Consider the following 24,053-nt stretch of genomic DNA (forward strand, 5'->3'; position numbering starts at 1 on the left):
ATGAGCGTATTAATTAATAAAGACACCAAAGTTTTAGTCCAAGGCTTTACAGGCAAGAACGGTACATTTCACTCTGAACAGGCTATTGCTTACGGTACTAAAGTCGTTGGTGGGGTAACACCGGGCAAAGGCGGTCAATCACATCTGGATTTGCCAGTATTTAATACCATGCGTGAAGCAGTACAAGAAACTCAGGCTGATGCTTCTGTGATTTATGTGCCAGCACCTTTTGTACTTGATTCTATTGTAGAAGCTGTTGACTCAGGTATTGAGCTGATTGTTGTGATTACTGAAGGCGTACCAACCTTGGATATGCTGAAAGCCAAACGTTATCTGGAAACTAATGGTAATGGTACACGCCTGATCGGTCCAAACTGTCCAGGTATCATTACGCCAGGCGAGTGTAAGATCGGGATTATGCCGGGTCATATTCACCAGCCAGGTAAGATCGGCATTATCTCACGTTCAGGTACTTTGACTTATGAAGCGGTTGCACAAACCACTAAATTAGGTCTTGGACAGTCTACCTGTATCGGGATCGGTGGTGATCCGATTCCAGGCATGAACCAGATTGATTGCTTGAAACTGTTCCAGGAAGATCCACAAACTGAAGCCATTATCATGATTGGTGAAATTGGCGGTACTGCTGAGGAAGAAGCAGCTGAGTATATTCAGTCACATGTGACCAAGCCAGTGGTAGGTTATATCGCCGGTGTCACAGCGCCGAAAGGTAAGCGTATGGGTCACGCAGGTGCCATCATTTCTGGCGGTAAAGGAACTGCTGAAGAGAAGTTTGCAGCCTTTGAACGCGCGGGAATGGCGTATACACGTAGTCCTGCTGAGCTGGGTTCAACCATGCTTCAGGTCTTGAAAGAAAAAGGTTTAGCTTAATTTATTAAGCTGATAAAAAGCCCTCACTCTTGAGGGCTTTTTTATAATTGCTGTAAAAGAAAATTAAAGTCTAACTAAATGATAATTCGAAAATTGAGTATTTAGCTATCTACACCAGCTTTAGCTTTCAGGCTTTGGGTCAGCCCATTGATGTCACCGCCCTGAATGCCTAATTCATTCATCAGACTATCAATCAAAGGTGCCTGGCTACGATAACGCAAAGCACTATTCACCACCTGATCGGAGAGGGCAACATTGCTGCCTTCATGATGGGCATCTGCCTGACAAGAACCCGCATGTGTGCCATGTAAACCATTGACTTGCAAAATCTTGATGTCATCAATGTTTTCAATAGGCTTAACACTTTCACGAATGATTTCAGGCAGGTATTTCAGCATGGCTAGGCGGATTTGCATTTCCACCTGTTCAGATGACAGTACATTATTTGCTTCATTCACTGCACGGGTACCTTCGGCATCAACCTGATACTGTTTCTCCATCGCTTGAGCAAGTAATACTTTCGCATCCGCTTCACCTTTGGCTTTTAAGCGAACTTTTTCAGCTTCGGCTTCAGCGGCTATACGAACCGCTTCTGCATCGTCGGCTGCTGCCTGTTTGCCAGCCTCTGCTGCAACGGTAATGGCAATTGCATCTTTCTCAGCCTGTTCTTTCGCTGCCACCAGTTCAACCGCTTTTTGACGTTCAGCTTGCTGGATCTGACGGACAGTGACGACTTCTTCTTCCGCTTTAACCGCTTGAGCACGTGCCTGATCAGCTAAAGCTTTGGCTTCAGATTCAGCACGGGATTTTTCTGCAATCGCAATCGCACGATCCTGTTCAGCCAGTTCAATCGTTTTCTTCTGTTCAACTTGGGCTTTTTGAATGAGCTGTGCTTTCTGAATGTTTTCATTTTCAACATCACGAGCTGCCAGAATGCGTTTCAGTTCTACTTCACGTTCAGCAGCAATACGGGCTTCTTCTGCTTCACGTTTTTTTGCAGCTTCCTGAGCTGCAATTTCAGCTAACTGTTCAGCACGGCGAATCGAAATTTCACGTTCCTGTTGCAATTTGGCATATTCTTCTTCACGGATAATTTGTAGACGCGCTTGCTCGGCTTCCAGATTTTTGGCTTTAATGGCCAGATCCGTATCCTGTTCAATATGATTACGCTTACGGCGACGATCTTCAATCGTTTCAGTGAGTTTGGTCAAACCTTCAGCATCGAACGCATTTTGTGGCTTGAAGTATTTAAAGCCAGTTTGATCTAAGCCAGTTAAAGAAACAGTTTCCAGTTCCAGACCATTTTTGTGCAGATCTTCAGATACCACTTGCTGTACTTTTTGTACAAAGTCGACACGTTTTTCATGCAGTTCTTCCATCGCCATTTCAGCAGCAACCGCACGTAAAGAGTCGACAAATTTACCTTCCACAAGATTTTTCAGTTCATTTGGTGACATGGTCTTTTGACCAAGCGTTTGTGCTGCCGTAGCAATCGAATCGGCGGTGGGCTTTACACGCACATAGAATTCAGCCATTACATCGACACGCATGCGATCACGGGTAATCAGCGCCTGATCATCGGCACGACGGACTTCCAGACGTAGGGTATTCATATTCACTGGAATGATTTCATGTAGTACCGGTAGCACCAAAGCTCCGCCGCCTAAAATTACTTTTTCACCACCCCAACCGGTACGTACAAAGGAAATCTCTTTACTGGAACGACGGTATAAACGTGCAATGATTAATCCGAAGGTGACTAGGCCAACGAATATAATCCCCGCAATAATCAAAACATTATATAAATCAAAATTTAGCATTGTTCTAAAGTCTCTTTGGGCAAGCTTGATTTTTATAGGAAATTGGTTTAATTAAAGTTCAATAGCCTGAAAGCCATTTTTAGTTTTTTGAGTCAGAACCACTGTCTGACCTTGATTAAATATTTCATTGCGTTCAGGTTCGACCAGCACATAATGGGTCTTACCATGCTGATCCTGAACTTTGGCCTGAGCAGGGGAGTTAGCTTTGGCATCTCCCAGAATAATGGTAGCGGTTCGTCCGATCAGTTCATCGCTATAGATCGCGATGGTTTCATCCTGAGGCAGAATTTTGGCAGCAAGCACGGACAGCCCACGTACAATCGGCATGCATAAAAATAAACAGGCAGGGGAAATAATCCATGCATTTAAAAGCTGGCTAGTGAATCGTTCGAACAGGCCTTGGATTAATAATCCGCTCAGACCATAACTGGTCAGGAAAATAATGAGCCAGATAAAGAGAGGCAGGCGACCCAGATAAAGCCAGTCGAATACTTTATTGAGCAGGCCAGTATGCTGATCAACACCTACTTCCGGGTGAAGCGGTTCTTCAGGCAGAAATTGTTCGAACATATTTTGGGAGCCGCCTCCCAGCATCAGCAAGACACATTCCAACGCAGCAAACATCAGCATCAAACTTAAACTGATACTAAATACAATGTTGGAAGGATGAGTGAACAGTTCCCACATGAGTTTCTGTCTCTAATTATGGTTTTATAGAAATTTTATGACCCTGTTAAAGATAACAGTTATTAATAAAATTGTAAGCAAAAAACAACAAAAATCCCTATCGGGATAACTTGATAAAACTAATATTTAACAACATGTGATGTATTTTTCTTAGCTACAAATAAATGTCGACTATTTATATAGGTGAGCGAATCTGATTATATAGGTGAGCGAATCTGAGGATTTATCTAAAGAATAGAAAAGCAATTGATGTATGTTTGCTTTTCTATCCCTATATAGATGTATAAAAAACTAAAGGATGGCGGTCTGGATACGGACTTTCATTTCTAGGGCTTGTTGCAGGATATAGCTCTTCATCCATTGCACCTGTTCGCCCATTGGATTGGTTTTTACTGCAGTCTCCAGAAATTTAAGTTCAGGCTGATTAAATAGTTGTTCGTCGAGAGCCTGTTCCAATACCTGAGTATTTGCAGACAAAGGTAAGGTCACCAAGAAGAATGCTTTAGGATAGTTATAGAAAGCATAAAGCAGCTTAAAAGCCTTTTGATCGCCTCTCAGATTGCCGGCATCTATTTCGTAACCTGCCTGCTGGTTGCTATAAGTCATACCGAGCAGGTATTCCCATTGACCATTCAGCTTACGCAGGCCAAACTGCACGCCAATCTGATCCGCTGTCAGTTCATGCTGGATATAAATATTTAATGGACTGCCATCTTCAGTATAGGGTTCCTGAAGAACCAAAATATGTTGCTGGTGCTGGTAAATAAAACCGGCAAGTTTTGCCTGTTCCAGACGGGATTTTAAAGTATCTAAATCAAATTCGTTATAAGGCATACATAGTTTATAAATTGGAAGAACTAATCCTACTCTAATTTTTTTTCACCACGATGTGAACCGGCCGTTTAGATGATTAATATATCATTTCATTGCTAAAAGTAATCTTCCAGAGTGCTTTGACTAAACAATCAATTGTCTTTATTTAGCTAAGCTATCAGATTCATAAAAACTGATAGTTGATATTAGTGAATTTTTATATGACGTTTTAATATATGAATATCACAAAACAAGCAATCGTTATAAGAAGTTAATCACTATAATGAATATAAATTTTATAAAGTGTAATAAGTACACGTGTAATACGCAGGTTGTCCATGTCATTAAATGAGGAAAGACTTACTCATCTTAAACAGCTTGAAGCTGAGAGTATTCACATCATTCGCGAAGTTGCTGCCGAGTTTGAAAATCCGGTTATGCTTTATTCAATCGGTAAAGATTCAGCAGTCATGTTGCATTTAGCACTGAAAGCGTTTTATCCTGCAAAACTTCCATTCCCGTTACTTCATGTAGATACCGGCTGGAAATTCAAAGACATGATCAAGTTCCGTGACAACATGGCCAAAGAACATGGCTTTGAGCTGATCGTGCATCAGAACAAAGAAGGTCGTGATGCGGGCGTAAACCCATTCGACTATGGTAGCTCTAAATATACTGACATTATGAAAACCCAAGGCTTGAAACAGGCTTTGGATAAATATCAGTTTGATGCTGCTTTCGGTGGTGCACGTCGTGACGAAGAAAAATCACGTGCCAAAGAACGTGTTTATTCATTCCGTGATTCTAAACACCGTTGGGATCCTAAAAACCAGCGCCCAGAACTTTGGAACCTTTACAATGGTAAAGTGAACAAAGGCGAAAGTATTCGTGTATTCCCATTGTCTAACTGGACTGAGCTAGACATCTGGCAATATATCTACCTTGAAAATATCAAACTTGTTCCATTGTACTTAGCGGCTGAACGTCCAGTCGTTGAGCGTAATGGTACGCTGATCATGGTTGATGATGAGCGTATGCGCCTGAATCCAGGCGAAGTGCCACAAATGAAATCGGTTCGTTTCCGTACTTTAGGTTGTTACCCTCTGACTGGTGCAGTTGAATCAACTGCAACAACTTTACCGGAAATTATCCAGGAAATGCTTTTAGCGACCACATCTGAACGTCAAGGCCGTATGATCGACCATGATGAAGCAGGTTCGATGGAAAAGAAAAAGCAGGAAGGTTACTTCTAAAAAATCTCCCCCGGCCCCTCTTTTCCAAAGAGGGGAGAAAAAGTCTGCCTTAACAAAGGGAGATTTAGAGAGATTAAAAGAAACCGATTTCAACGTATTTGTGGAGCTATGAGCGATGTCTCACCAATCAGAACTTATTAGCCAAGACATTTTGGCTTATTTGAAACAGCACGAAAATAAAGACTTATTGCGTTTCCTGACTTGCGGTAACGTGGATGATGGTAAATCAACCCTGATCGGCCGTCTGCTTTACGATTCAAAACTGATTTATGAAGATCAGCTGCAAGCGGTTACCCGTGACTCTAAAAAAGTGGGTACCACTGGCGATGCACCTGACCTTGCACTTCTTGTAGATGGTCTGCAAGCTGAACGTGAGCAGGGTATTACAATTGATGTGGCTTACCGTTATTTCTCTACTGAAAAACGTAAGTTCATCATTGCCGACACCCCGGGACACGAGCAATATACCCGTAATATGGCGACAGGTGCGTCGACTGCGGATCTTGCCATCATCCTGATCGATGCGCGTTACGGTGTTCAGACTCAAACACGTCGTCACTCATTCATTGCGAGCCTGTTAGGTATTCGTAATATCGTGGTTGCAGTGAACAAGATGGACCTGGTTGAATTCTCTGAAGCACGCTTTAATGAAATTCAGGCTGAATACAACGAGTTCGTGAACCAGTTGGGCGATCGTAAACCTGAAAATATTGTGTTCACGCCAATTTCTGCATTGAATGGTGATAACGTTGTAAACAAATCACCAAATACGCCGTGGTACCAAGGTCAAACCTTAATGGAGACGTTGGAAACTGTAGAAATTACACGTAATACCAGCAAAGATGAATTCCGTTTCCCAGTTCAGTATGTAAACCGTCCTAACCTCGACTTCCGTGGTTTCTGCGGAACGATCGCACTGGGTGAAGTGAAAGTTGGTGATGAAATTGTTGCGCTGCCATCTGGCAAGAAATCGACAGTAAAAGAAATCGTCACTTTTGATGGCAATCTGGATCATGCTGTAGCTGGTCAAGCTGTTACGTTAACACTGAATGATGAGATTGATATTTCACGTGGTAACGTGTTGGTAAAAGCTGGCGAACAACCACTGATTTCACGTTCTGCTCGTGCATCTGTGGTATGGATGAACGATCAGCCATTAGTGGTTGGCAAACTTTATAACGTGAAGTTTGGTACTCAAACTATCCCTGCGAAAGTTGCGCAAATTAACTACCGTACCAATGTCAATACATTGGAAAAACTACAAGTTGAGCAACTGGATCTGAATGCGATTGCTGACGTGACTATCGAATTTGATGCGCCAGTGGTATTTGACCGTTATCAAGACAGCCGTTACACAGGTTCATTCATCTTCATCGACCGTCTAAGCAACGTGACGGTTGGTGCGGGTATGGTTGAAGCTGCAGTGGAATGGACTGCACATAACGAGCCTGTCACTGCTGAAGCACGTGCTGCACGTTTAGGTCAAAAACCTGCCGCAGTCACTGTCACTGCTAAAGCGCTAGAAAATGCTCAAGCACTTGAAAGCCTGTTGATTCAACAAGGTGTAGTTGCAATTGCGAAAGCGGGTCTGACTGCTGAACAGGTTGCGCTTGTTCGTGAAACTGGTGTAGTAGTGATTACTGACCTTACAGAAGGTACAGATGTGACTTACACAGCCGATGCAGTTGAAGAACTGGCTGAGAAAGTTGTGGAATTGGTTCGTCTATAAGGCTGGACTGATTTAAGAAAAACCCGCTGTAAGGCGGGTTTTTTATTGTCTGAATTTTGATTGTTTGAAAATCATTCGAATAATAAAAATGTGATCTTTCAATTTATTCGCTGCTTTATACAATGCTCCGTAGATGGGGGGAGTGTATGAAAAAATTATTATTACTAGTTGGACTATGTGTAGCTTTTGGGGCTGAAGCAAAGCAGAGCAGCCAAGGTGTAGAAGCAATTAAACAGAAGATTATTCAACAATCGATTGAAAGCTATCCGGGAAATTGTCCTTGTCCATACAATACAGCGCGTAATGGTAGTCGTTGCGGCAAGCGTAGTGCTTATAACCGTGCTGGTGGTTATGCACCACTTTGCTATCCGGAAGATGTTAGTGATCGGATGGTGCGAGAATATAAAAGTTAAAATTTAAGTTGAGGCACTAAGATTATAAATCATCTATTTTTATACATTTACATAAGACAGTAACTATACAAAAGGTTCCTAGTTAAGTGTTGTAATCTCAACTGAGAAAATGGCTTTATAAGGAAGGATGTTTTTCACAAGTATTTCGTGCCTATTTTTCTTCTTAAATTTAACTTTTATTGCTTCACTTGAAATAAATTCAATATTATCTATGATAAGATATATCTTAATTAAATTTAAGATATATCTTTGTTATGTCTAAAACACCTCATTCTGTCTTAACAGAAGAACGAGAAAGTCCCGCAAAACCTCGTAAACGCCTCTTTGAAGCAGGTGAAATGAAACTGCTCGTGCTGCATTTTATTGCTCAAGCGCCTAAGTACAGTTATGACATTATCAAAGATGTTGCTGCTTTGGTTGGGGGGGACTATAAACCGAGTACAGGCACGATCTGCCCGACGATTAACTATCTTGAAGAACAGCAATATACCCAAGTGGTTATGAGTGCTGATGAACGCAAGCAATACCACATTACAGGCAAAGGTCGTGAACATCTTAAAGATAGTCAGGAAACTCTTCAAAAAGTGCTTAGCCGTTTTGAAACCCGTCGCCGTATTCAAAAAGATGAACGCTATATCGATATCCATAATTCAATGGAAAACCTGAAAGTTTCATTACGATTCAAACTGCAAAATGAACTTCGTCCAGAGCAGCTCAGTGATATTGCTGCCCAGATTGAACAGGCTGCAAACAATATCCGTCAACTATAGGAGCAGGGTATGAAACAACATCAATATGAAGTGACTGTTAAACATCTGGCTGATGCTCAAGGTAATCCATCAACCTATACTGAGGGGCTACAGTTTCAGATGGGTAATCACGATGACATCTTTAAAATACTGGAAAAACTTCAAGCCAGTCAGTTGCTGGATTCGGAAAGCACCAAGGCATTTACTGTTGGTTTAAAACTGTTTAGTGAAGTCATGCTGGAAAATAAAGATTTGCCACTCTTCAAGGAATTCATGCCGCAATTTGCCCAGTTTATGAAATCCCTGAAACAGACTGTTAAAGCGCAAAGTGAAGGAAAGTAAGTATTCTAAAGGTCGTTTATGAAAAAAAATCTCCCAAAATTTCACCCAAAACATCTGAACTGGTTAATGCCCTTGATTCTTTCCGGCATTATGAGTGGCGCGATTTCCTGTTTTAACATGCTGCTGAATAAAGGCTGGAGCAATGCGTTTATCTCGCTATGGTTACATGCTTGGGGACTGTCATGGCTGGTGGCATTTCCACTGATTCTACTTGTCTTGCCGCTGGTACGTAAATTCCTGATACAGTTTGTGCAGATGCCAGATCAATCTGCTAAATAAAAGATTGATCCGCTTGAATCAGTCGGAATCGGATGATTCATTTAGAACTTGAAATAAAATAGATTTCATTTCAGTTAGGCTTTTCACACCAGCAATACGGTGAATAATCTGCCCATTTTTAAAGATCAGGGTAGAGGGTAAGCCATAGACGTTATAGCGTAAGGTCAGAATCGGTGATTGATCGACATTGATTTTACCGAACTTAATTTCTGGATCATGCCTAGTATATTGTGTTGCCAGTGCCTCAAAAACTGGAAAATTCTGTACACAGGGCTTGCACCAGTCAGCATAGAACCGGATCACAGCAAGGCCTTCAAACCATTCGAAGTCACTGTAATTATCTTCATTGTAGGTGATGACTGCTGACATGAATTTGCTCTCATCATTTCAAAATTAAGATTTAAACCAGCTCATAGTGAGTTCAGCCTGACCGGTATTCTCATCGATTCCTTGATTGATCATTTTAAAACCCTGCTTTTGGTAAAAATGAACTGCTGATGTATTTGCAGCATAGACATTTAAATGCAGCTGATCACATTGCCGTTTTAAGAAATCAACTAAACGGCGGCCATAGCCAGCACCTTGCTGCTCAGGATCAATGAAAAGTGCAGCTAAAACATTTTCCGATTTTAATAATGAAACAAAGCCAAGCACCGTATGATTTTCTTTAAGGACATAGTTTTCTGCTAAGGGTAAATATACCTCTCGCATTGGAAGCAGCTGATTTTCCCAATAACTAGCAGGAATAAAATCATGTGCCTTTAAAGAAGCTTTGAACCAGATTTCAAGAATAGCGTCGATATCCTCGGTTTTCGCTTTTGTAATTATTGTCATCAGTGGTCTTATATCAATTTACTAAATAGGCAGCTGATTATACATAAGTCCATGCTGTTTCAATCCATAGCATTTCTATGTTCAAATAAGTTCGAAAAATACGAAACGTGAATATTAGGGAAAGAATCCATGACGCAACATAGCATGCAACAAGTCATCATTACAGAACCGGGTGATGTAGAGAAACTCGCTTATGAAACCGTTGCCATCCCTGAACCTAAAGCAGACGAAGTGCTAGTCAAGGTACATGCTTTCGGGATTAACCGTCCGGATATCTTGCAGCGTCAGGGCTTGTATCCAATGCCTAAGGGAGTGACTCCGGTACCGGGTCTGGAAGTTGCCGGTGAAGTGGTTGCAGTCGGGAGTAAAGTAAGCCAGTTTAAAGTAGGTGACAAAGTCTGTGGTCTGACCAATGGCGGTGGTTATGCAGAATATAGCGTCGTGCCTGAAAGCCAGACTTTAAACATTCCTGAAGGTGTGAGTTTTGTACAGGCTGCGGCGATTCCGGAAACCTTTTTCACTGTTTGGGCAAATGTGTTTCAGATGGGTAAGGCTAAGGCAGGAGAGACTGTACTGATTCATGGCGGAACTAGCGGAATCGGAACCACGGCCTTAATGCTGTGCAAATCTCTAGGCATCAAAACCTTCGCGACAGCAGGCAGTGATGAAAAAATTCAGGCGATTTCACATCTGACCACAGGAATCAATTACAAGACCCAAGACTTTGAGCAGGTCATCAATGAAGCTACGGATAATGCCGGTGTAGATGTGATTCTGGATATGGTGGGTGCGCCGTACCTAGAGAAAAATCTGAATCTGCTGCGTCGTGATGGTCGTCTGGTGTATATTGCATTCCTGGGCGGCGCTAAAGCTAAGGATGTAAAATTGGGTCAAATCATGATGAAACGTTTGACCATTACTGGTTCTACCATGCGTGCACGCAATACGGCTGAGAAAGCTGAAATTGCCCAAGGCCTGAAAGAGCATGTGGCACCACTCTGGGCAAAAGGTGAATGTTTACCGATGATCTATCAAACCTTCAAATTTGACCAGATTCAGGATGCGCATGCAACGATGGATACGGGTGAACATATTGGTAAGATTGTGGTGGAAATCATCTAATTATTCTTGTGATAGAAATACTAAAAGCCAACTTTTGTTGGCTTTTATTTTGCATAAAAAACGATAACTAATTTAAATTAATTGCTTGAAATAGGGATATAAATTTTAAAAAACGGTAAAAAGTGTCGGTTGTTCGACACAACCTGTCAAAACTGAGGAGTAAATTAGCGCTTAAATATAATCTGACTAAATTGTTTGGTATTAGATGAAATGTCACGTATTAAAAGGAAGTATATTATGAAGATAGTGTCGACCCCTTATACGCATGAACATGGCTTTCGTGCATTGAAGCGTTTGCATAAAGCAATTATCCGTAATCAGTTACTTCGTTCCGATTTACACAAGCTGTATCAAGCCATGTTGCATCTGGAACGCTATATGGAACGGCTGAGCCACTCAGCACCGAAACCTCAATACAAACGTCGTAAAAAATCCTAAAAAACACCTTGCCTATTAGCCTTAAGTTGAAGTGAATAACTCTAATCTCCTTTTTATTTGGCTGTATAATTTTCCCATAATTTAAAAATTCTAAGCAGATGATTCATTGTGCTGCACAAGCGGCACGAAGAGGGTATTTATGAAGGGCAATGCGTCAACGCATGAGCGCCTCGCAGACCGTTTGGCAAATATTTTAACCAAACTTAATATAGGGCATCAGTTAAGTGTACAGGAGCTGGCACGAGAATTTCAGGTCAGCACCCGTACCATTGAGCGTGATTTTGTTCGTCTGAATGCGTATTTACCGCTCATACAGGATGAAAATACCAAACGCTATTATCTTGAGCCTTCATATTTAGGGCGTTTCAAGTTACAGGATATCCAGAATTTTGCACAATTGTCCGGAATCAGTGACTTGTATCCCGCACTGGATATGTCTTTTATTCGTGAATTGCTGGATGAGCGGGCAAATCAGGTATTTTCGGCAAAAGGCTATTATTTTGAAGATGCCAAACAGTTTGCCGAGCACTTCAAGTTGCTTGCAGGGGCGATCTACAAACGGCAGCAGATTGAGCTGCAATATTCCGATCAGGTACGGATCATCCAGCCATACCGATTGATTCATCATCATGGCATCTGGTATCTGGCCGGTGTCACTGAAGCTGAGCTTAAAACCTATCGTTTAAGTCAGTTGCAGGAAGTTAAACTGGTTTTTGAAAATGAAAGCTTTGAGCATGATCCTGAAGTTCTGAAAATGCTGGCAGATGAAGACAGCATCTGGTTTGGCCAGCAAAAACAGCAGGTTTTGATGAAGGTGCACCCTGAAGTCACGGTATTTTTTAAAGAGCGCCGTTTATTTCCGGAACAGCAGATCGAACAGGAATCAGAGTCTGGAGAATTGTTGATTAGTTGTCAGATTCGTCATGAAATGCAGTTGCTGCCACTGGTACGTTACTGGCTACCACATGTAAAGATCATTGAACCGATTCATTTTCAGGAAAAACTGGAACAGGATCTGGAAGGTTATTTACGCGCTGCTGGATAATATTTTGAAAGCAGAGCAGGTTGGTGAATACTAATAAGACTCTATTAAGAATTAGATTTAGCAAATTTCAGGCATAAAAAAACCAGCTTTCGCTGGGTTCTTTATTTACACCATCTTCAGTCGTAGAAGAATGGTGCCCGAGGCCAGACTCGAACTGGCACGCTTTGTGGGCGGGGGATTTTAAATCCCCTGTGTCTACCGATTTCACCACTCGGGCTTTAACAAGATTGGAGGCGGAGGTCGGAATCGAACCGGCGTCCACGGAGTTGCAGTCCGCTGCATGACCACTCTGCCACCCCGCCGCGTCTTGTTGATGCGTATATTATCAAGCTCTGAAAAAAAAACAATAGGATATTCATTTGTATGCGCATAAAAACAGCATATGGCGGAAAATATTCAGAATTATCATGTAGAATGTGCAAAATTGATTCATATCAACACTTGGGAGAAGTGCCGTGGCATTAGTTCTAGACGGTCGTGCATTGGCGAAGCAAATTGAAGCTGACTTGTTAACTCGCGTAGAAGCGCTAAAAGCAAAATCAGGTCGTACTCCAATTCTTGCGACTATTTTGGTGGGTGACGATGGCGCATCTGCAACTTATGTGCGTATGAAAGGTAATGCTTGCCGCCGTGTTGGTATGGATTCATTAAAAGTTGAGCTTCCAAAAGAAACAACTACTGAAGAATTGCTGGCTGAAATTGAAAAGTTGAATGCAAATCCAGATGTTCACGGTATTCTGTTACAACATCCGGTTCCTGCACAAATTGATGAACGTGCTTGTTTCGATGCAATCTCGCTTGAAAAAGATGTAGATGGTGTGACTTGCCTGGGTTATGGTCGTATGGCGATGGGTGAAGCAGCTTACGGTTCTGCAACGCCTGCAGGTATCATGACCATCCTGAAAGAAAATAATATTGAAATCGCAGGTAAACATGCGGTAGTGGTTGGTCGTTCTGCGATTTTAGGTAAACCAATGGCAGCAATGTTACTTGAGGCGAATGCTACTGTGACCATTTGTCATTCACGTACTCAAAACCTGCCTGAATTTGTAAAACAGGCTGACATCATTGTAGGTGCAGTAGGTAAAGCAGAACTGATCCAGAAAGACTGGATCAAACCGGGTGCCGTTGTTGTTGATGCTGGCTTCCACCCACGTGATGGCGGCGGTGTTGGCGATATTGAATTAGTCGGTATCGAAGAAATCGCTTCTGCTTATACCCCAGTTCCGGGTGGTGTAGGTCCTATGACAATCACCACGCTGATTCGTCAAACTGTAGAAGCTGCTGAGAAGGCTTTGGGTTAATTGAAATTTAATTAGTTAAGGCGGAGTCGTATCGTTGTGACTATTAAGATGTAAGAAGTTCATTTGTTACTTTTGTTTCGGCAAAAGTAACCAAAACCATTTGTCATTCGCAGAACTCGTCATATTTCTTTTGCGTGGTTGATGTGTCGCAAAAACAGGACGAATTAGATTTCAGTCTGCCTCGAACAGCTGCGAATGACGTGGTCATGTATCCGATTAATGTATAAATTCCAATAAACATATTTTCGCATCAAGGCTTTCTTCATGAGCTGTACCTTCCAATTTCCTAAAGCCCCTGAGCATTTACTTCAAGCCTTACATCAAGTCATTCCCAATTGTGAACTAACGGCACAACAACTGCCGGAAACACCGATTTCACTCTGGCTGATTCCACCAGTTTTTCCGACAGACAAACTTGACGATGAAGTGATTCGCCGGATCTGGAATGATACGCCATACTGGATCTTCTGCTGGGCATCTGGACTGGCCATGGCACAATGGCTGCTGGCTGAACCGCATCATGTCAAAGACAAGGTAGTGCTGGATTTTGGTGCGGGTTCCGGTGTAGTTGCGATTGCTGCGAAAATGGCAGGAGCCAAGCGGGTGATCTGTTGCGATATCGATCAGGTCAGTCTGAATGCCTGTCGTGCCAATGCTGAGCTAAATGATGTTGAGCTGGAATATCTGGATGATCTCTATAAAACAGAACAGGTGGATATACTGCTAGCGGCTGACGTGCTTTATGATCAGTGTAACCGATTCTTTCTGGATGAATTCCTGAAATTTGCACCCGAGGTCTGGGTTGCAGACAGCCGGGTTAAAAACTTTAATCATCCACAATATCTCAAACTGGATGAACGCAGTGCAACCACCTGGCCAGATTTAGATGAATCACCCGAATTCCGCAATGTTAGCTTCTATCGAACCAAATAAAACACAAGAGTTAAAAAATAAAAAAGGGCATCAAGCCCTTTTTTTATGCTCTGTTTTTATGAGCAGGTATAACGAATCACACGTACAGTGGTAGGGCGGGCATCTAATGCCTCTCGGGCACCTGGATTTTCACTGTTATATAAATCAGGTGTATTACTCAAGCTGATCTGGGTGCGGCTATCCCCAAGTTGACGGCCATACTGAACCTGTTCAGGTGTTGGGTTAACTATTTCCTGACTATTGATAATCTGGATATTATAGCTTTTAGAGCTTCCAAGAACTTGTCTGCAAGCAGCCTGTAATCTGTTTTCATCCTGACTTGCTCGCCCTGCTAATGTATAGCTTAAGGTTGCGGAATTTTCTGAACTTTCCAGAATTTCATAACCGGTCTGACCGTTAAATTGTTGAGGTGCCGTCTGACATGCTGTCAGGCCTAAAGTGCCGATAGTTAAACCGAGTAAAAAAACTGTTTTTTTCATCATGATGATTTCCCGTATTTTTATCAGACAAGTATGCCATAGCAACGAAATAGCGGAATGGCAGTAAAAATAAAATTCCAATAAAAAAGCTTTCCGAATGTTTCCATCCGGAAAGCTCCTAAAGCAATACAATTACTTAGTCATCAGTAATCATGCTATGCTTTTTAGTGTCTTTCATAAAGACATAAGTCAGCAGTGACAGGCCAATCATAAAAGTAATGTAATAGAAGAAGTAGTTTTCATGGCCGGCATTTTTAAAACTTAAAGCCACCAGTTCTGCTGTACCACCAAACAGGGTGTTAGCAATTGCATAAGGTAAAGCTACACCTAGGGCACGGATGTGGGCAGGGAATAGCTCAGCTTTTACTACGGCATTAATCGCTGTGTAACCAGTCACAATCACCATACCACTCATACATAACATGAATGCTGTAGTTGGGTTGGTAGTTGTGCCTAAGCCATTAAAAATAGGAATGGTAAAGAGTACACCAAGCACACCAAAAGCAATCATGATTGGCTTGCGGCCAATTTTGTCAGAGAGTGCGCCCACAACTGGTTGCAATAACATGAATACAAAGATCGCAAGGGTAGTAATTTCAGTAGCAGTAGTTTTTTCAAAACCTGAAGTGTTCACCAGATATTTCTGCAAATAGGTAGTGAATGTGTTGAAAGCTAAAGTACCACCTGCAGTCAGCATGATCACGGTAAATGCCTGTTTTGGGTATTTAGTGAATAAAGCTAAGGCACCGGATTTAGGACCACCTTTTTTCGCCTGTTCAACGGCCTGTTTTGAAGATTGTGTTTCTACCAGACCGCGACGGATCCAGAACACTACAATTGCCAGGAATGCACCGATCAGGAAGGGAATGCGCCAGCCCCATTCAGTGAGTTGTGCTTCAGTCAAAGCGCGTTGTAGGAAAATCAGTACACACAGTGCCAATAGTTGACCTGAGATCAGGGTCACATACTGGAAGCTTGAATAGAAACCACGATGATTTTTACCTGCCATTTCGGTTAAATAGGTGGCACTTGAACCGTATTCACCCCCCACACTCAAACCTTGTAACAATCGTGCAAATAACAACAGCGCAGGGGCCAGCATACCCACTGAATCATAGGTAGGTGCACAGGCGATAATCAGGGAACCGACACACATCAAAGATACAGAAAGTGTTAAACCGGCTTTACGACCTTTGCGATCAGCGTAAATTCCCATAATCCATGCGCCAATCGGACGCATCAAGAAACCAAGTGCGAATACAGCAGCAGCCTGAAGGAGCTTGACAGTATTGTCACCATCAGGGAAGAACTGTGAAGCGAAATATAAGGTAAAGGCTGCATAAACATACCAGTCGTACCATTCGACCAGATTACCTGCAGAACCACCGAGAATAGATTTAACCCGTGTTTTACGGTCAAGCTGCGGTGTAGCAGCTTCAGGAAGTGGCTGATTCACAACATTGCTCCAAAGGAATGCTGTAAAACACATCTTTTTTAAATTTTCATTGCTATAAAATCTAAAAAGTTATGTTTTAGTGAGAGAGAAAGTGAGGAGATTTCATATACTTATACGCCTCCAAGTTTTCTGTTTTTATAGGACTTTAGTCTTAATAAATAATGGAATTTTCAAATATTTTTATAAAACATAGATTTACCATTTGTTTAGAGTAATTGCTTGATTTTTATATTGGATTAACTGGTTAAATGATGTTCTTTGAGGAGATTAATAAACAGTGAATGTGGTTTTTATTTAGATGTAAAACAGATTAAAAGATTGGCTTTAACCTTGCCTTAAAATAATAAAAAAAAGGCCGCTTACGCGACCTTTTTTAAATTAAATCAGCAATTAAGCAGATTTGACCGCTTTAAGAAGTTCAGCTTGGCGTTTTTTCAACGCTTCTGGCAGACGATCACCCAATTTGTTGAACAATTCAGTGTGGCTTTCAAGTTCTTTGATCCATTGATCTTTGTCTTGAGAAGTTACAAGGTCAAATTGTTCTTTAGTGAAATCAGAACCAGTCCAGTTTAGCTGTTCATAAGTAGGTACACGGCCGATTGGAGTTTCAACAGCATCAGCACGACCTTCACAGCGATCGATGATCCACTCAAGAACACGCATGTTTTGACCGAAACCAGGCCATACGAAGTTGCCTTCAGCATCACGACGGAACCAGTTCACGTTGTAGATACCAGGAAGCTTGTTACCAGCAGCAGCAGCTTTCTCGCCAACTTTCTCGCCCATTTCTAACCAGTGAGTGAAGTAGTCAGCCATGTTGTAGCCAGCAAATGGAAGCATCGCAAACGGATCGCGACGAACGATACCTTGTTGACCAACAGCAGCAGCAGTTGTTTCAGAACCCATGGTGGCAGCTTTATAAACACCATCAACCCAGTCAAATGCTTCTGAAATTAGAGGCACTGTGTCTGCACGGCGACCACCGAAGATGAATGCAGAAATTGGAACACCCGCTGGATTTTCCCAATCCGCATCGATAGAAGGGCATTGACCAGCAGAAACTGTGAAACGAGCGTTCGGATGAGCCGCTTTTTCTTCGCCAGTGTGTGGTTGACCTTTCCAGTTAGTCAGATTCGCAGGTGCTTCTTTAGTCAGACCTTCCCACCAAACTTCACCGTTGTCAGCCACAGCAACGTTTGTATAGATTACGTCTTTATGAAGAGTTGCCATACAGTTCGGATTCGTTTTGGTATTTGTACCAGGAGCTACACCGAAGAAACCAGCTTCAGGGTTGATTGCATATAAACGACCATCTTCACCTGGTTTGATCCAGGCAATATCGTCACCTACAGTTTCAATTTTCCAACCTTCATAACCTGCTGGTGGAATCAGCATCGCGAAGTTTGTTTTACCACAAGCAGATGGGAATGCAGCTGCGATGTAGTGTTTTTCGCCTTTAGGGCTAGTCACGCCAAGGATTAGCATATGTTCAGCTAACCAGCCTTGTTGACGACCCATATAAGATGCAATACGTAAAGCCAGGCATTTTTTACCTAACAATGCGTTACCGCCGTAACCAGAACCAAATGACCAGATTTCACGAGTTTCTGGGTAGTGCACGATGTATTTTTCTTTGTTGCAAGGCCAAGCAACATCTTTTTGACCTTCTTCAAGTGGTGCACCCACAGTGTGTACGCAAGGAACAAATTCGCCATCTGTGCCTAGAACGTCATAAACAGCTTTACCCATACGAGCCATTTTAGACATGCTGACTGCCACATAAGGAGAGTCAGTTAATTCGATACCGATGTGCGCAATGTGTGAACCCAAAGGACCCATAGAGAATGGAACCACATATAGGGTACGACCTTTCATTGAACCATCAAACAGACCATTCAATTTTTCGCGCATAACTGCTGGATCTTCCCAGTTGTTGGTGGCGCCAGCATCTTCTTTATTTGCAGAACAGATAAAAGTACGGTCTTCAACACGAGCAACGTCAGAAGGATCAGAATTTGCAAGATAAGAACCAGGATGTTTCTCTTGGTTAAGCGCTTGCATTGTGCCGTTAGCGATCATCAAGTCGATATAACGTTGATATTCTTCTGCGCTACCGTCACACCATTCAATTTTTGCTGGTTTTGTTAATTTAGCAATTTCTTCCACCCATGCAATAAGCTTAGGGTGACGAACGAATTCTGGTGCGTTCACTTGGGTCATGGTGAGGCCTATCTCAAATGTGTACAAAATTTTGTACAAAGTACAATCTGGTCAATAAAATACTGGCCAGATGAAATATGAAAAAAAAGTGGCTGTATTAAAGCATAAAATCATCAAAAAAATAAGACTAAAGAAGTGCTGGATTTTATTTGGAATATTATGCTATTTTCTGTTTAAATTTATATAAAACAATAAGATATAAATAAAATCAAAGCCTTAAATATGTATTTATTATCTTTATGTGTGGTATTTACTTTAATTATTTACATTTGAATCAAATATTTAATTAAAGTTGTTCAATTGTATTTGTTATTGATTAAATAAATGGTCGCCATTCGAATTTTACATAAAGCAACTGTTAATTGTTTATGAATTGGACAAAATGCCAATAGGTGTGCATCAATCTGTGTAAAAAATGTCTAATCAATCTAAACCCTTATCTATTATTTATAATCATAGTTCTGGTTTCCGTCTATTTGACCAGCAAGAAAAATATGAGCAATTACTAGATATTTTTGCAGCGCATGATTTTGAGACTAAAGCCTTTGAAATCAATGATCCAGAACAGTTCAAAACAGTGATTGCTGAAGTATTGCAACGGCATCAACAATCGCCAGATCATGGTGTGGTCGTGGCAGCAGGAGGAGATGGAACGCTCAATTCAGTCGCCAAACACCTGCTTGAAACTGATATTCCAGTCGGAATATTGCCTTTAGGTACTTTTAACTATGCGGCAAGATTGCTGGATATTCCCTTAGATTTGGTTGAAGCCGCACAAGTCATTGCAACGGGTCAAACCAAATGTATCCATGTAGCGCGTATTAATCAAGAAATCTACCTGAACAATGCTAGTCTGGGCTTATATCCCTTATTTATTAAAAAACGTGAAGACTATAATCGCATATTTGGCCGTCTCCCTTTACATGCCTATACCTCAGCACTCGATGTTTTGATTCGTGACCGTAAAGAATTAAAACTGGAAATCTGGGTAGATCAGAAAAAATATCCGGTCAAAACTCCACTGATTTTCTTTGGCAATAATCCACTTCAACTGGCAGACATGAAAATGCGGATTGCCCAAGCTGCTGAGCAAGGGAAGGTGGCTGGGGTTGTGGTCTCCAAAAGTGACAAGCTGACGTTATTCAAGCTGGTATATCAGTTAATTCGGGGCAAAATTGATCAAGCCTCCGATGTCTATAGCTTTTCCGCAGATCAGGTGCGAATTGAGTCTAAACGCAAAAAATTAATGGTTGCCATAGATGGGGAAACGGTAGAAATGACACCACCGTTAAATATTTCAGTTTTAAAAAATAGTTTAAGTGTAATGGTGCCGCATGATTCTGCATCTCTCTGATCTACATTTTGGTACAGAAAGGCCTGAATGTTTGGAAGCCATCCAGCAATTTTGTTGGGATCATCCGTTGGAAGCAGTGGTAGTCAGCGGCGATCTCACCCAGCGAGCACGTTTGGGACAATTTTTTGCCTGTAAACGGTTTCTGGATCAGTTGAATACGCCTTATCTGGTGATCCCGGGGAATCATGACATTCCGCTTTATCATTTATGGAATCGGTTATTTACTCCATTTACCGGGTATCAATTATTTTTTGGTGAACTGGAGCCTGTTTTAGAAACTGAACATTTTTGTCTGATTGGGGTAAATTCAATTAGACGTCGATATCATACCAAAGGCCATTTATCACTTGAGCAGATTCAAAGGATTGACCTGAAACTACAGCAGGCACCTGCTTCCAAAATTAAGATTATTGTCAGTCATCAACCTTTTTATGTGCCATCTCAGAATAGCCGGGGGTTTAAGGATATTCCCCTGATGGCCAAAATTGCATTGGAGTCTTGGTCGCAACATGGTCTGTTTGCTTTATTGCATGGGCATTTGCATCGTACCGCAGTCTATGATTTGAACCATATATTCGAATTGGGAGGAGATCATCCAGTTTATGATGTCCATGCCGGGACTTCTGCGTCACATCGGCTCCATAAGAATCAGCCGAATAGCTTTAATGCAATTGATGCAACAGGAAAAATTACGCAATATTGTTTTGATGAACAGTTAAAAACCTTTGTTCCACAGCCTGATCCCATAAATAAATAGACAAAAAATACGCAATCCATCAAAAAATTAAAAAAAAACCAATTTTTTTTCATTTTTGCCCTTGAAGCATTTTATTCCATCTCCATAAAAAGGACATCAAAAAATTTTGATGATGACCAATGGAATAAATAAGTCGTCATCGGTGATCTAAAAAAGACTTAGTCTGATGGAGTTATTTATGAGCAACATTCGTCCATTACATGACCGCGTTGTTATTCGTCGTGTTGAAGAAGAAACAAAAACAGCTGGGGGCATCTTACTTCCAGGTTCTGCTGCTGAAAAACCTGCACAAGGTGAAATCATTGCAGTTGGTAATGGTCAAATCACTGACAATGGCGTACGCGCGTTAGACGTAAAAGTTGGCGACAAAGTATTGTTCGGTACTTATGCAGGTACAACTGTAAAAGTAAACGGCGAAGAACTTTTAATCATGAAAGAGTCTGACATCCTAGCAGTATTAGAAGCTTAATCTGCGCCAGATCGTTTTACTCATTCCAATTCAGATTTTGTAAAGATACAACAATATTCGGAGTCAAATATGTCAGCTAAAGACGTAAAATTTGGTGATTCAGCTCGTTCAAAAATGATCGCTGGTGTGAACATCCTTGCAGATGCGGTGAAAGTGACTTTAGGTCCTAAAGGCCGTAACGTTGTAATCGACCGTTCTTTCGGTGCACCGCACATCACTAAAGATGGTGTATCTGTTGCGAAAGAAATTACCCTGAAAGACAAATTCGAAAACATGGGTGCGCAACTGGTTCGTGAAGTTTCTTCAAAAACCAATGATATCGCAGGTGACGGTACAACCACTGCAACTGTATTAGCTCAAGCAATCCTGAACGAAGGGATCAAGTCAGTAACAGCGGGTATGAACCCAATGGATCTGAAACGCGGTATCGACCTTGCAGTGAAAACTGTTGTTGAAAATATTAAACAAACTGCAAAACCAGCTTCTGATTCTAAAGCGATTGAGCAAGTTGGTTCGATCTCTGCAAACTCTGACACCACTGTTGGTTCTCTGATTGCACAAGCAATGGAAAAAGTGGGCAAAGAAGGCGTAATCACTGTTGAAGAAGGTTCAGGCTTTGAAGATTCACTTGATGTTGTAGAAGGTATGCAGTTTGACCGCGGTTATATCTCTCCATACTTCGCAAACAAACAAGACACTTTAACTGCTGAACTTGAAAACCCATACATCCTATTGGTTGACAAGAAAATTAGCAATATCCGTGAATTGATCACTGTTTTGGAAGCTGTTGCGAAAACTGGTAAGCCTCTTCTTATCATCGCTGAAGATGTTGAAGGCGAAGCACTAGCAACTCTTGTTGTAAACAACATGCGCGGCATTATCAAAGTATGTGCGGTTAAAGCACCTGGCTTCGGTGACCGTCGTAAAGCTATGCTTCAAGATATCGCGATTCTGACTGGCGGTACTGTAATTTCTGAAGAAATCGGCATGCAGTTAGATCAAACTTCACTTGAACACTTAGGTACTGCACATAAAGTAACTGTATCTAAAGAAAATACAGTGATTGTTGATGGTGCGGGTGATGCAAATCAGATTTCTGAGCGTGTTCAGCAAATTCGTGCACAAATCGAAGAATCTACTTCTGAATATGACAAAGAAAAACTTCAAGAACGCGTTGCTAAATTGGCAGGCGGTGTAGCAGTTATTAAAATCGGTGCTGCAACTGAAGTTGAAATGAAAGAGAAGAAAGATCGTGTAGACGATGCACTTCACGCAACTCGTGCTGCAGTTGAAGAAGGTGTTGTTGCAGGTGGTGGTGTTGCGCTGGTGCGTGCTGCATCTGCACTTGATGGTCTGACTGGTGCGAACGATGATCAAAACGTTGGCATTAATATCCTTCGTCGTGCAATTGAGGCTCCGCTTCGTCAAATCGTAGCAAATGCTGGTGATGAACCATCTGTAGTGATCAATGCTGTGAAGAACGGTGAAGGTAACTATGGTTATAACGCAGCGACAGGTGAATATGGCGATATGCTGGAAATGGGTATTCTTGACCCTGCTAAAGTAACTCGTTCTGCACTTGAGCATGCAGCTTCTGTTGCTGGCTTGATGTTAACAACAGAATGTATGATTACTGAAATTCCAGAAGAAAAACCAGCTATGCCTGATATGGGCGGCATGGGTGGTATGGGCGGTATGATGTAATTCATCGTTCGATCATATGATGTAAAAAATCCCCGCTTTTGCGGGGATTTTTTATTAAGTTACAAAATGATTAAGGTGATTTTTTAACGTAAGCATCCGGCTAACACAGCCTTACCAAGCGATCCTATAAGCCTTAATTTAGTTCCCACCTAAAAACAAGTGGGGACTTAATCCATGAACATGGATATATATTCAGCAACACCTCCTGTTGCTAAAAAACGCCGAAAATACAGCAAAGAATTCAAACTCAGTATTGTCAATGCCTGCAAAAATCCTAATACCTCGATCGCTTCGGTCACACTGCAACATAGTATTAATGCCAACCTTGTCAGTCGTTGGATCAGGATCTTCAGCCATCATGAGGGTGCCGTGCAGGATCCTACTCATGTGAATCCAGCATTTATTGCTTTGCCTTACACTGCTGCAATCAGCCAACCTATTGATGAGAGGATCACGTTGTGTATCACCGTGCCTCATACGAATAATGATATTCAGCTAAAATGGCAGACATCAGAAATACCTGCCTTGGCAGAATTACTCAAGGCACTTGCAACATGATCCGCATTGATGAAATCTGGTTGTCTACTCAGCCCATGGACATGCGTGCAGGTATGGATACGACCATGGCTCAGGTGGTGAGAGCCTTTGGCTACATCAAACCGCATTGTGCTTACCTGTTCTGTAATAAACGTGGCCATCGCATGAAAGTGCTGGTACATGATGGATTGGGCATCTGGCTGTGTGCCCGGCGGCTGGAACAGGGCAAATTTCACTGGGCTCAAGTTCACCAAGGTGAAACCGTGGCCCTCAGCCCGGAACAGTTACAGGCACTGATCCAAGGTTTGCCCTGGCAGCGCATTGGACGACAGCAGGTGGTGACGATGCTTTAAACCAGGCTCGACCATTCTGCTATTCTCCAAACGTTCTATTTCATTCTTCTCATGACCTCAGGCATACTGCGG

General features: G+C 41.9%; 26 protein-coding genes and 2 tRNA genes. 18 read left to right on the forward strand and 10 right to left on the reverse strand.

All coding sequences use genetic code 11. The features are described from left to right. Positions 1-891, forward strand: coding sequence for a succinate--CoA ligase subunit alpha (sucD, locus tag F897_RS07240; RefSeq protein WP_005234623.1), 891 nt, complete (start codon positions 1-3; stop codon positions 889-891). 101 nt (positions 892-992) lie between these two features. On the opposite strand, the gene F897_RS07245 is transcribed toward sucD, so the two are convergent. The 3 genes from F897_RS07245 to F897_RS07255 form a co-directional block, all read right to left on the reverse strand. Then, on the reverse strand, positions 993-2,711 hold the full coding sequence (locus tag F897_RS07245; protein ID WP_005234624.1) for a flotillin family protein: 1,719 nt from the start codon (positions 2,709-2,711) through the stop codon (positions 993-995). Positions 2,712-2,762: 51 nt separating this feature from the next. Further along, complete coding sequence (locus F897_RS07250; RefSeq protein WP_005234626.1) at positions 2,763-3,398, reverse strand: YqiJ family protein; 636 nt, start codon at positions 3,396-3,398, stop codon at positions 2,763-2,765. Between the two features lie 291 nt (positions 3,399-3,689). Beyond that, on the reverse strand, positions 3,690-4,232 hold the full coding sequence (locus tag F897_RS07255) for a hypothetical protein (RefSeq protein ID WP_005234628.1): 543 nt from the start codon (positions 4,230-4,232) through the stop codon (positions 3,690-3,692). Positions 4,233-4,549: 317 nt separating this feature from the next. Here F897_RS07255 and cysD point away from each other — a divergent pair, with 317 nt between their 5' ends. From cysD to F897_RS07285, 6 genes are all read left to right on the forward strand, one after another. After that, positions 4,550-5,464, forward strand: coding sequence for a sulfate adenylyltransferase subunit CysD (gene cysD / locus F897_RS07260; protein ID WP_005234630.1), 915 nt, complete (start codon positions 4,550-4,552; stop codon positions 5,462-5,464). A 115-nt stretch (positions 5,465-5,579) separates the two neighbouring features. Next, complete coding sequence (gene cysN, locus F897_RS07265; protein ID WP_005234633.1) at positions 5,580-7,193, forward strand: sulfate adenylyltransferase subunit CysN; 1,614 nt, start codon at positions 5,580-5,582, stop codon at positions 7,191-7,193. A 146-nt stretch (positions 7,194-7,339) separates the two neighbouring features. Beyond that, positions 7,340-7,606 carry a hypothetical protein gene (locus F897_RS07270; protein ID WP_034580874.1) on the forward strand — a complete coding sequence of 89 codons (267 nt, stop codon included), beginning with the start codon at positions 7,340-7,342 and terminating at the stop codon, positions 7,604-7,606. 254 nt (positions 7,607-7,860) lie between these two features. After that, positions 7,861-8,376 carry a PadR family transcriptional regulator gene (locus F897_RS07275; protein ID WP_005234637.1) on the forward strand — a complete coding sequence of 172 codons (516 nt, stop codon included), beginning with the start codon at positions 7,861-7,863 and terminating at the stop codon, positions 8,374-8,376. A gap of 9 nt (positions 8,377-8,385) precedes the next feature. Continuing rightward, positions 8,386-8,697: a DUF3861 domain-containing protein gene (locus F897_RS07280; protein ID WP_005234640.1), complete on the forward strand. Its 312-nt coding sequence runs from the start codon at positions 8,386-8,388 to the stop codon at positions 8,695-8,697. Positions 8,698-8,715: 18 nt separating this feature from the next. Beyond that, complete coding sequence (locus F897_RS07285; protein ID WP_005234652.1) at positions 8,716-8,976, forward strand: DUF2798 domain-containing protein; 261 nt, start codon at positions 8,716-8,718, stop codon at positions 8,974-8,976. 18 nt (positions 8,977-8,994) lie between these two features. Here the strand turns inward: F897_RS07285 and F897_RS07290 are convergent, their stop codons facing one another. Both F897_RS07290 and F897_RS07295 read right to left on the reverse strand, forming a co-directional pair. After that, positions 8,995-9,345 (reverse strand): thioredoxin family protein, encoded by a 351-nt coding sequence (locus F897_RS07290; protein ID WP_005234655.1) that lies wholly within the window; start codon positions 9,343-9,345, stop codon positions 8,995-8,997. A gap of 24 nt (positions 9,346-9,369) precedes the next feature. After that, entirely contained in the window at positions 9,370-9,810 is a 441-nt protein-coding gene (locus F897_RS07295; RefSeq protein ID WP_005234657.1) for an N-acetyltransferase, read from the reverse strand. Positions 9,811-9,939: 129 nt separating this feature from the next. Between F897_RS07295 and F897_RS07300 the strand changes: the two genes are divergently transcribed. The 3 genes from F897_RS07300 (at position 9,940) to F897_RS07310 (ending at position 12,415) form a co-directional block, all read left to right on the forward strand. Further along, positions 9,940-10,932 (forward strand): NAD(P)H-quinone oxidoreductase, encoded by a 993-nt coding sequence (locus F897_RS07300; RefSeq protein WP_005234659.1) that lies wholly within the window; start codon positions 9,940-9,942, stop codon positions 10,930-10,932. Positions 10,933-11,169: 237 nt separating this feature from the next. Continuing rightward, positions 11,170-11,370 carry a hypothetical protein gene (locus F897_RS07305; protein ID WP_005234661.1) on the forward strand — a complete coding sequence of 67 codons (201 nt, stop codon included), beginning with the start codon at positions 11,170-11,172 and terminating at the stop codon, positions 11,368-11,370. Positions 11,371-11,509: 139 nt separating this feature from the next. Continuing rightward, the gene (locus tag F897_RS07310; protein ID WP_005234669.1) at positions 11,510-12,415 is read left to right on the forward strand and encodes a helix-turn-helix transcriptional regulator; all 906 of its coding nucleotides are present in this window, start codon (positions 11,510-11,512) and stop codon (positions 12,413-12,415) included. Between the two features lie 131 nt (positions 12,416-12,546). Here F897_RS07310 and F897_RS07315 read toward each other — a convergent pair. Continuing rightward, positions 12,547-12,632 (reverse strand) — tRNA-Leu (locus F897_RS07315). Positions 12,633-12,643: 11 nt separating this feature from the next. Then, positions 12,644-12,717, reverse strand: a tRNA-Cys gene (locus F897_RS07320). A 153-nt stretch (positions 12,718-12,870) separates the two neighbouring features. On the opposite strand from F897_RS07320, the gene folD reads away from it, so the two are divergent. Both folD and F897_RS07330 read left to right on the forward strand, forming a co-directional pair. After that, entirely contained in the window at positions 12,871-13,719 is an 849-nt protein-coding gene (folD, locus tag F897_RS07325) for a bifunctional methylenetetrahydrofolate dehydrogenase/methenyltetrahydrofolate cyclohydrolase FolD (protein WP_005234671.1), read from the forward strand. 264 nt (positions 13,720-13,983) lie between these two features. Next, positions 13,984-14,652, forward strand: coding sequence for a class I SAM-dependent methyltransferase (locus F897_RS07330; protein ID WP_005234673.1), 669 nt, complete (start codon positions 13,984-13,986; stop codon positions 14,650-14,652). A gap of 56 nt (positions 14,653-14,708) precedes the next feature. Here the strand turns inward: F897_RS07330 and F897_RS07335 are convergent, their stop codons facing one another. The 3 genes from F897_RS07335 to F897_RS07345 form a co-directional block, all read right to left on the reverse strand. Beyond that, positions 14,709-15,134, reverse strand: a complete 426-nt coding sequence (locus F897_RS07335; protein ID WP_005234675.1) for a hypothetical protein — start codon at positions 15,132-15,134, stop codon at positions 14,709-14,711. Between the two features lie 133 nt (positions 15,135-15,267). Further along, complete coding sequence (locus F897_RS07340) at positions 15,268-16,620, reverse strand: MFS transporter (protein WP_375725714.1); 1,353 nt, start codon at positions 16,618-16,620, stop codon at positions 15,268-15,270. Between the two features lie 357 nt (positions 16,621-16,977). Then, positions 16,978-18,807: a phosphoenolpyruvate carboxykinase (GTP) gene (locus F897_RS07345; RefSeq protein WP_005234678.1), complete on the reverse strand. Its 1,830-nt coding sequence runs from the start codon at positions 18,805-18,807 to the stop codon at positions 16,978-16,980. A 415-nt stretch (positions 18,808-19,222) separates the two neighbouring features. On the opposite strand from F897_RS07345, the gene F897_RS07350 reads away from it, so the two are divergent. From F897_RS07350 to tnpB, 6 genes are all read left to right on the forward strand, one after another. Then, positions 19,223-20,161, forward strand: a complete 939-nt coding sequence (locus F897_RS07350; protein WP_005234680.1) for a diacylglycerol/lipid kinase family protein — start codon at positions 19,223-19,225, stop codon at positions 20,159-20,161. Beyond that, on the forward strand, positions 20,142-20,918 hold the full coding sequence (locus F897_RS07355; RefSeq protein WP_005234683.1) for a metallophosphoesterase family protein: 777 nt from the start codon (positions 20,142-20,144) through the stop codon (positions 20,916-20,918). Before F897_RS07350 ends, F897_RS07355 begins: the two co-directional genes overlap by 20 nt. 178 nt (positions 20,919-21,096) lie before the next feature. After that, positions 21,097-21,387: a co-chaperone GroES gene (locus tag F897_RS07360; protein ID WP_004646315.1), complete on the forward strand. Its 291-nt coding sequence runs from the start codon at positions 21,097-21,099 to the stop codon at positions 21,385-21,387. Between the two features lie 69 nt (positions 21,388-21,456). After that, positions 21,457-23,091: a chaperonin GroEL gene (gene groL / locus F897_RS07365; protein WP_005234685.1), complete on the forward strand. Its 1,635-nt coding sequence runs from the start codon at positions 21,457-21,459 to the stop codon at positions 23,089-23,091. Positions 23,092-23,265: 174 nt separating this feature from the next. Continuing rightward, the gene (locus F897_RS07370; protein WP_005233700.1) at positions 23,266-23,649 is read left to right on the forward strand and encodes a transposase; all 384 of its coding nucleotides are present in this window, start codon (positions 23,266-23,268) and stop codon (positions 23,647-23,649) included. After that, positions 23,646-23,981 carry an IS66 family insertion sequence element accessory protein TnpB gene (gene tnpB / locus F897_RS07375; RefSeq protein ID WP_000618091.1) on the forward strand — a complete coding sequence of 112 codons (336 nt, stop codon included), beginning with the start codon at positions 23,646-23,648 and terminating at the stop codon, positions 23,979-23,981. Before F897_RS07370 ends, tnpB begins: the two co-directional genes overlap by 4 nt. The last annotated feature ends 72 nt before the right edge of the window (positions 23,982-24,053 follow it).

The organism is Acinetobacter variabilis (assembly GCF_000369625.1).
Lineage (GTDB): Bacteria > Pseudomonadota > Gammaproteobacteria > Pseudomonadales > Moraxellaceae > Acinetobacter > Acinetobacter variabilis.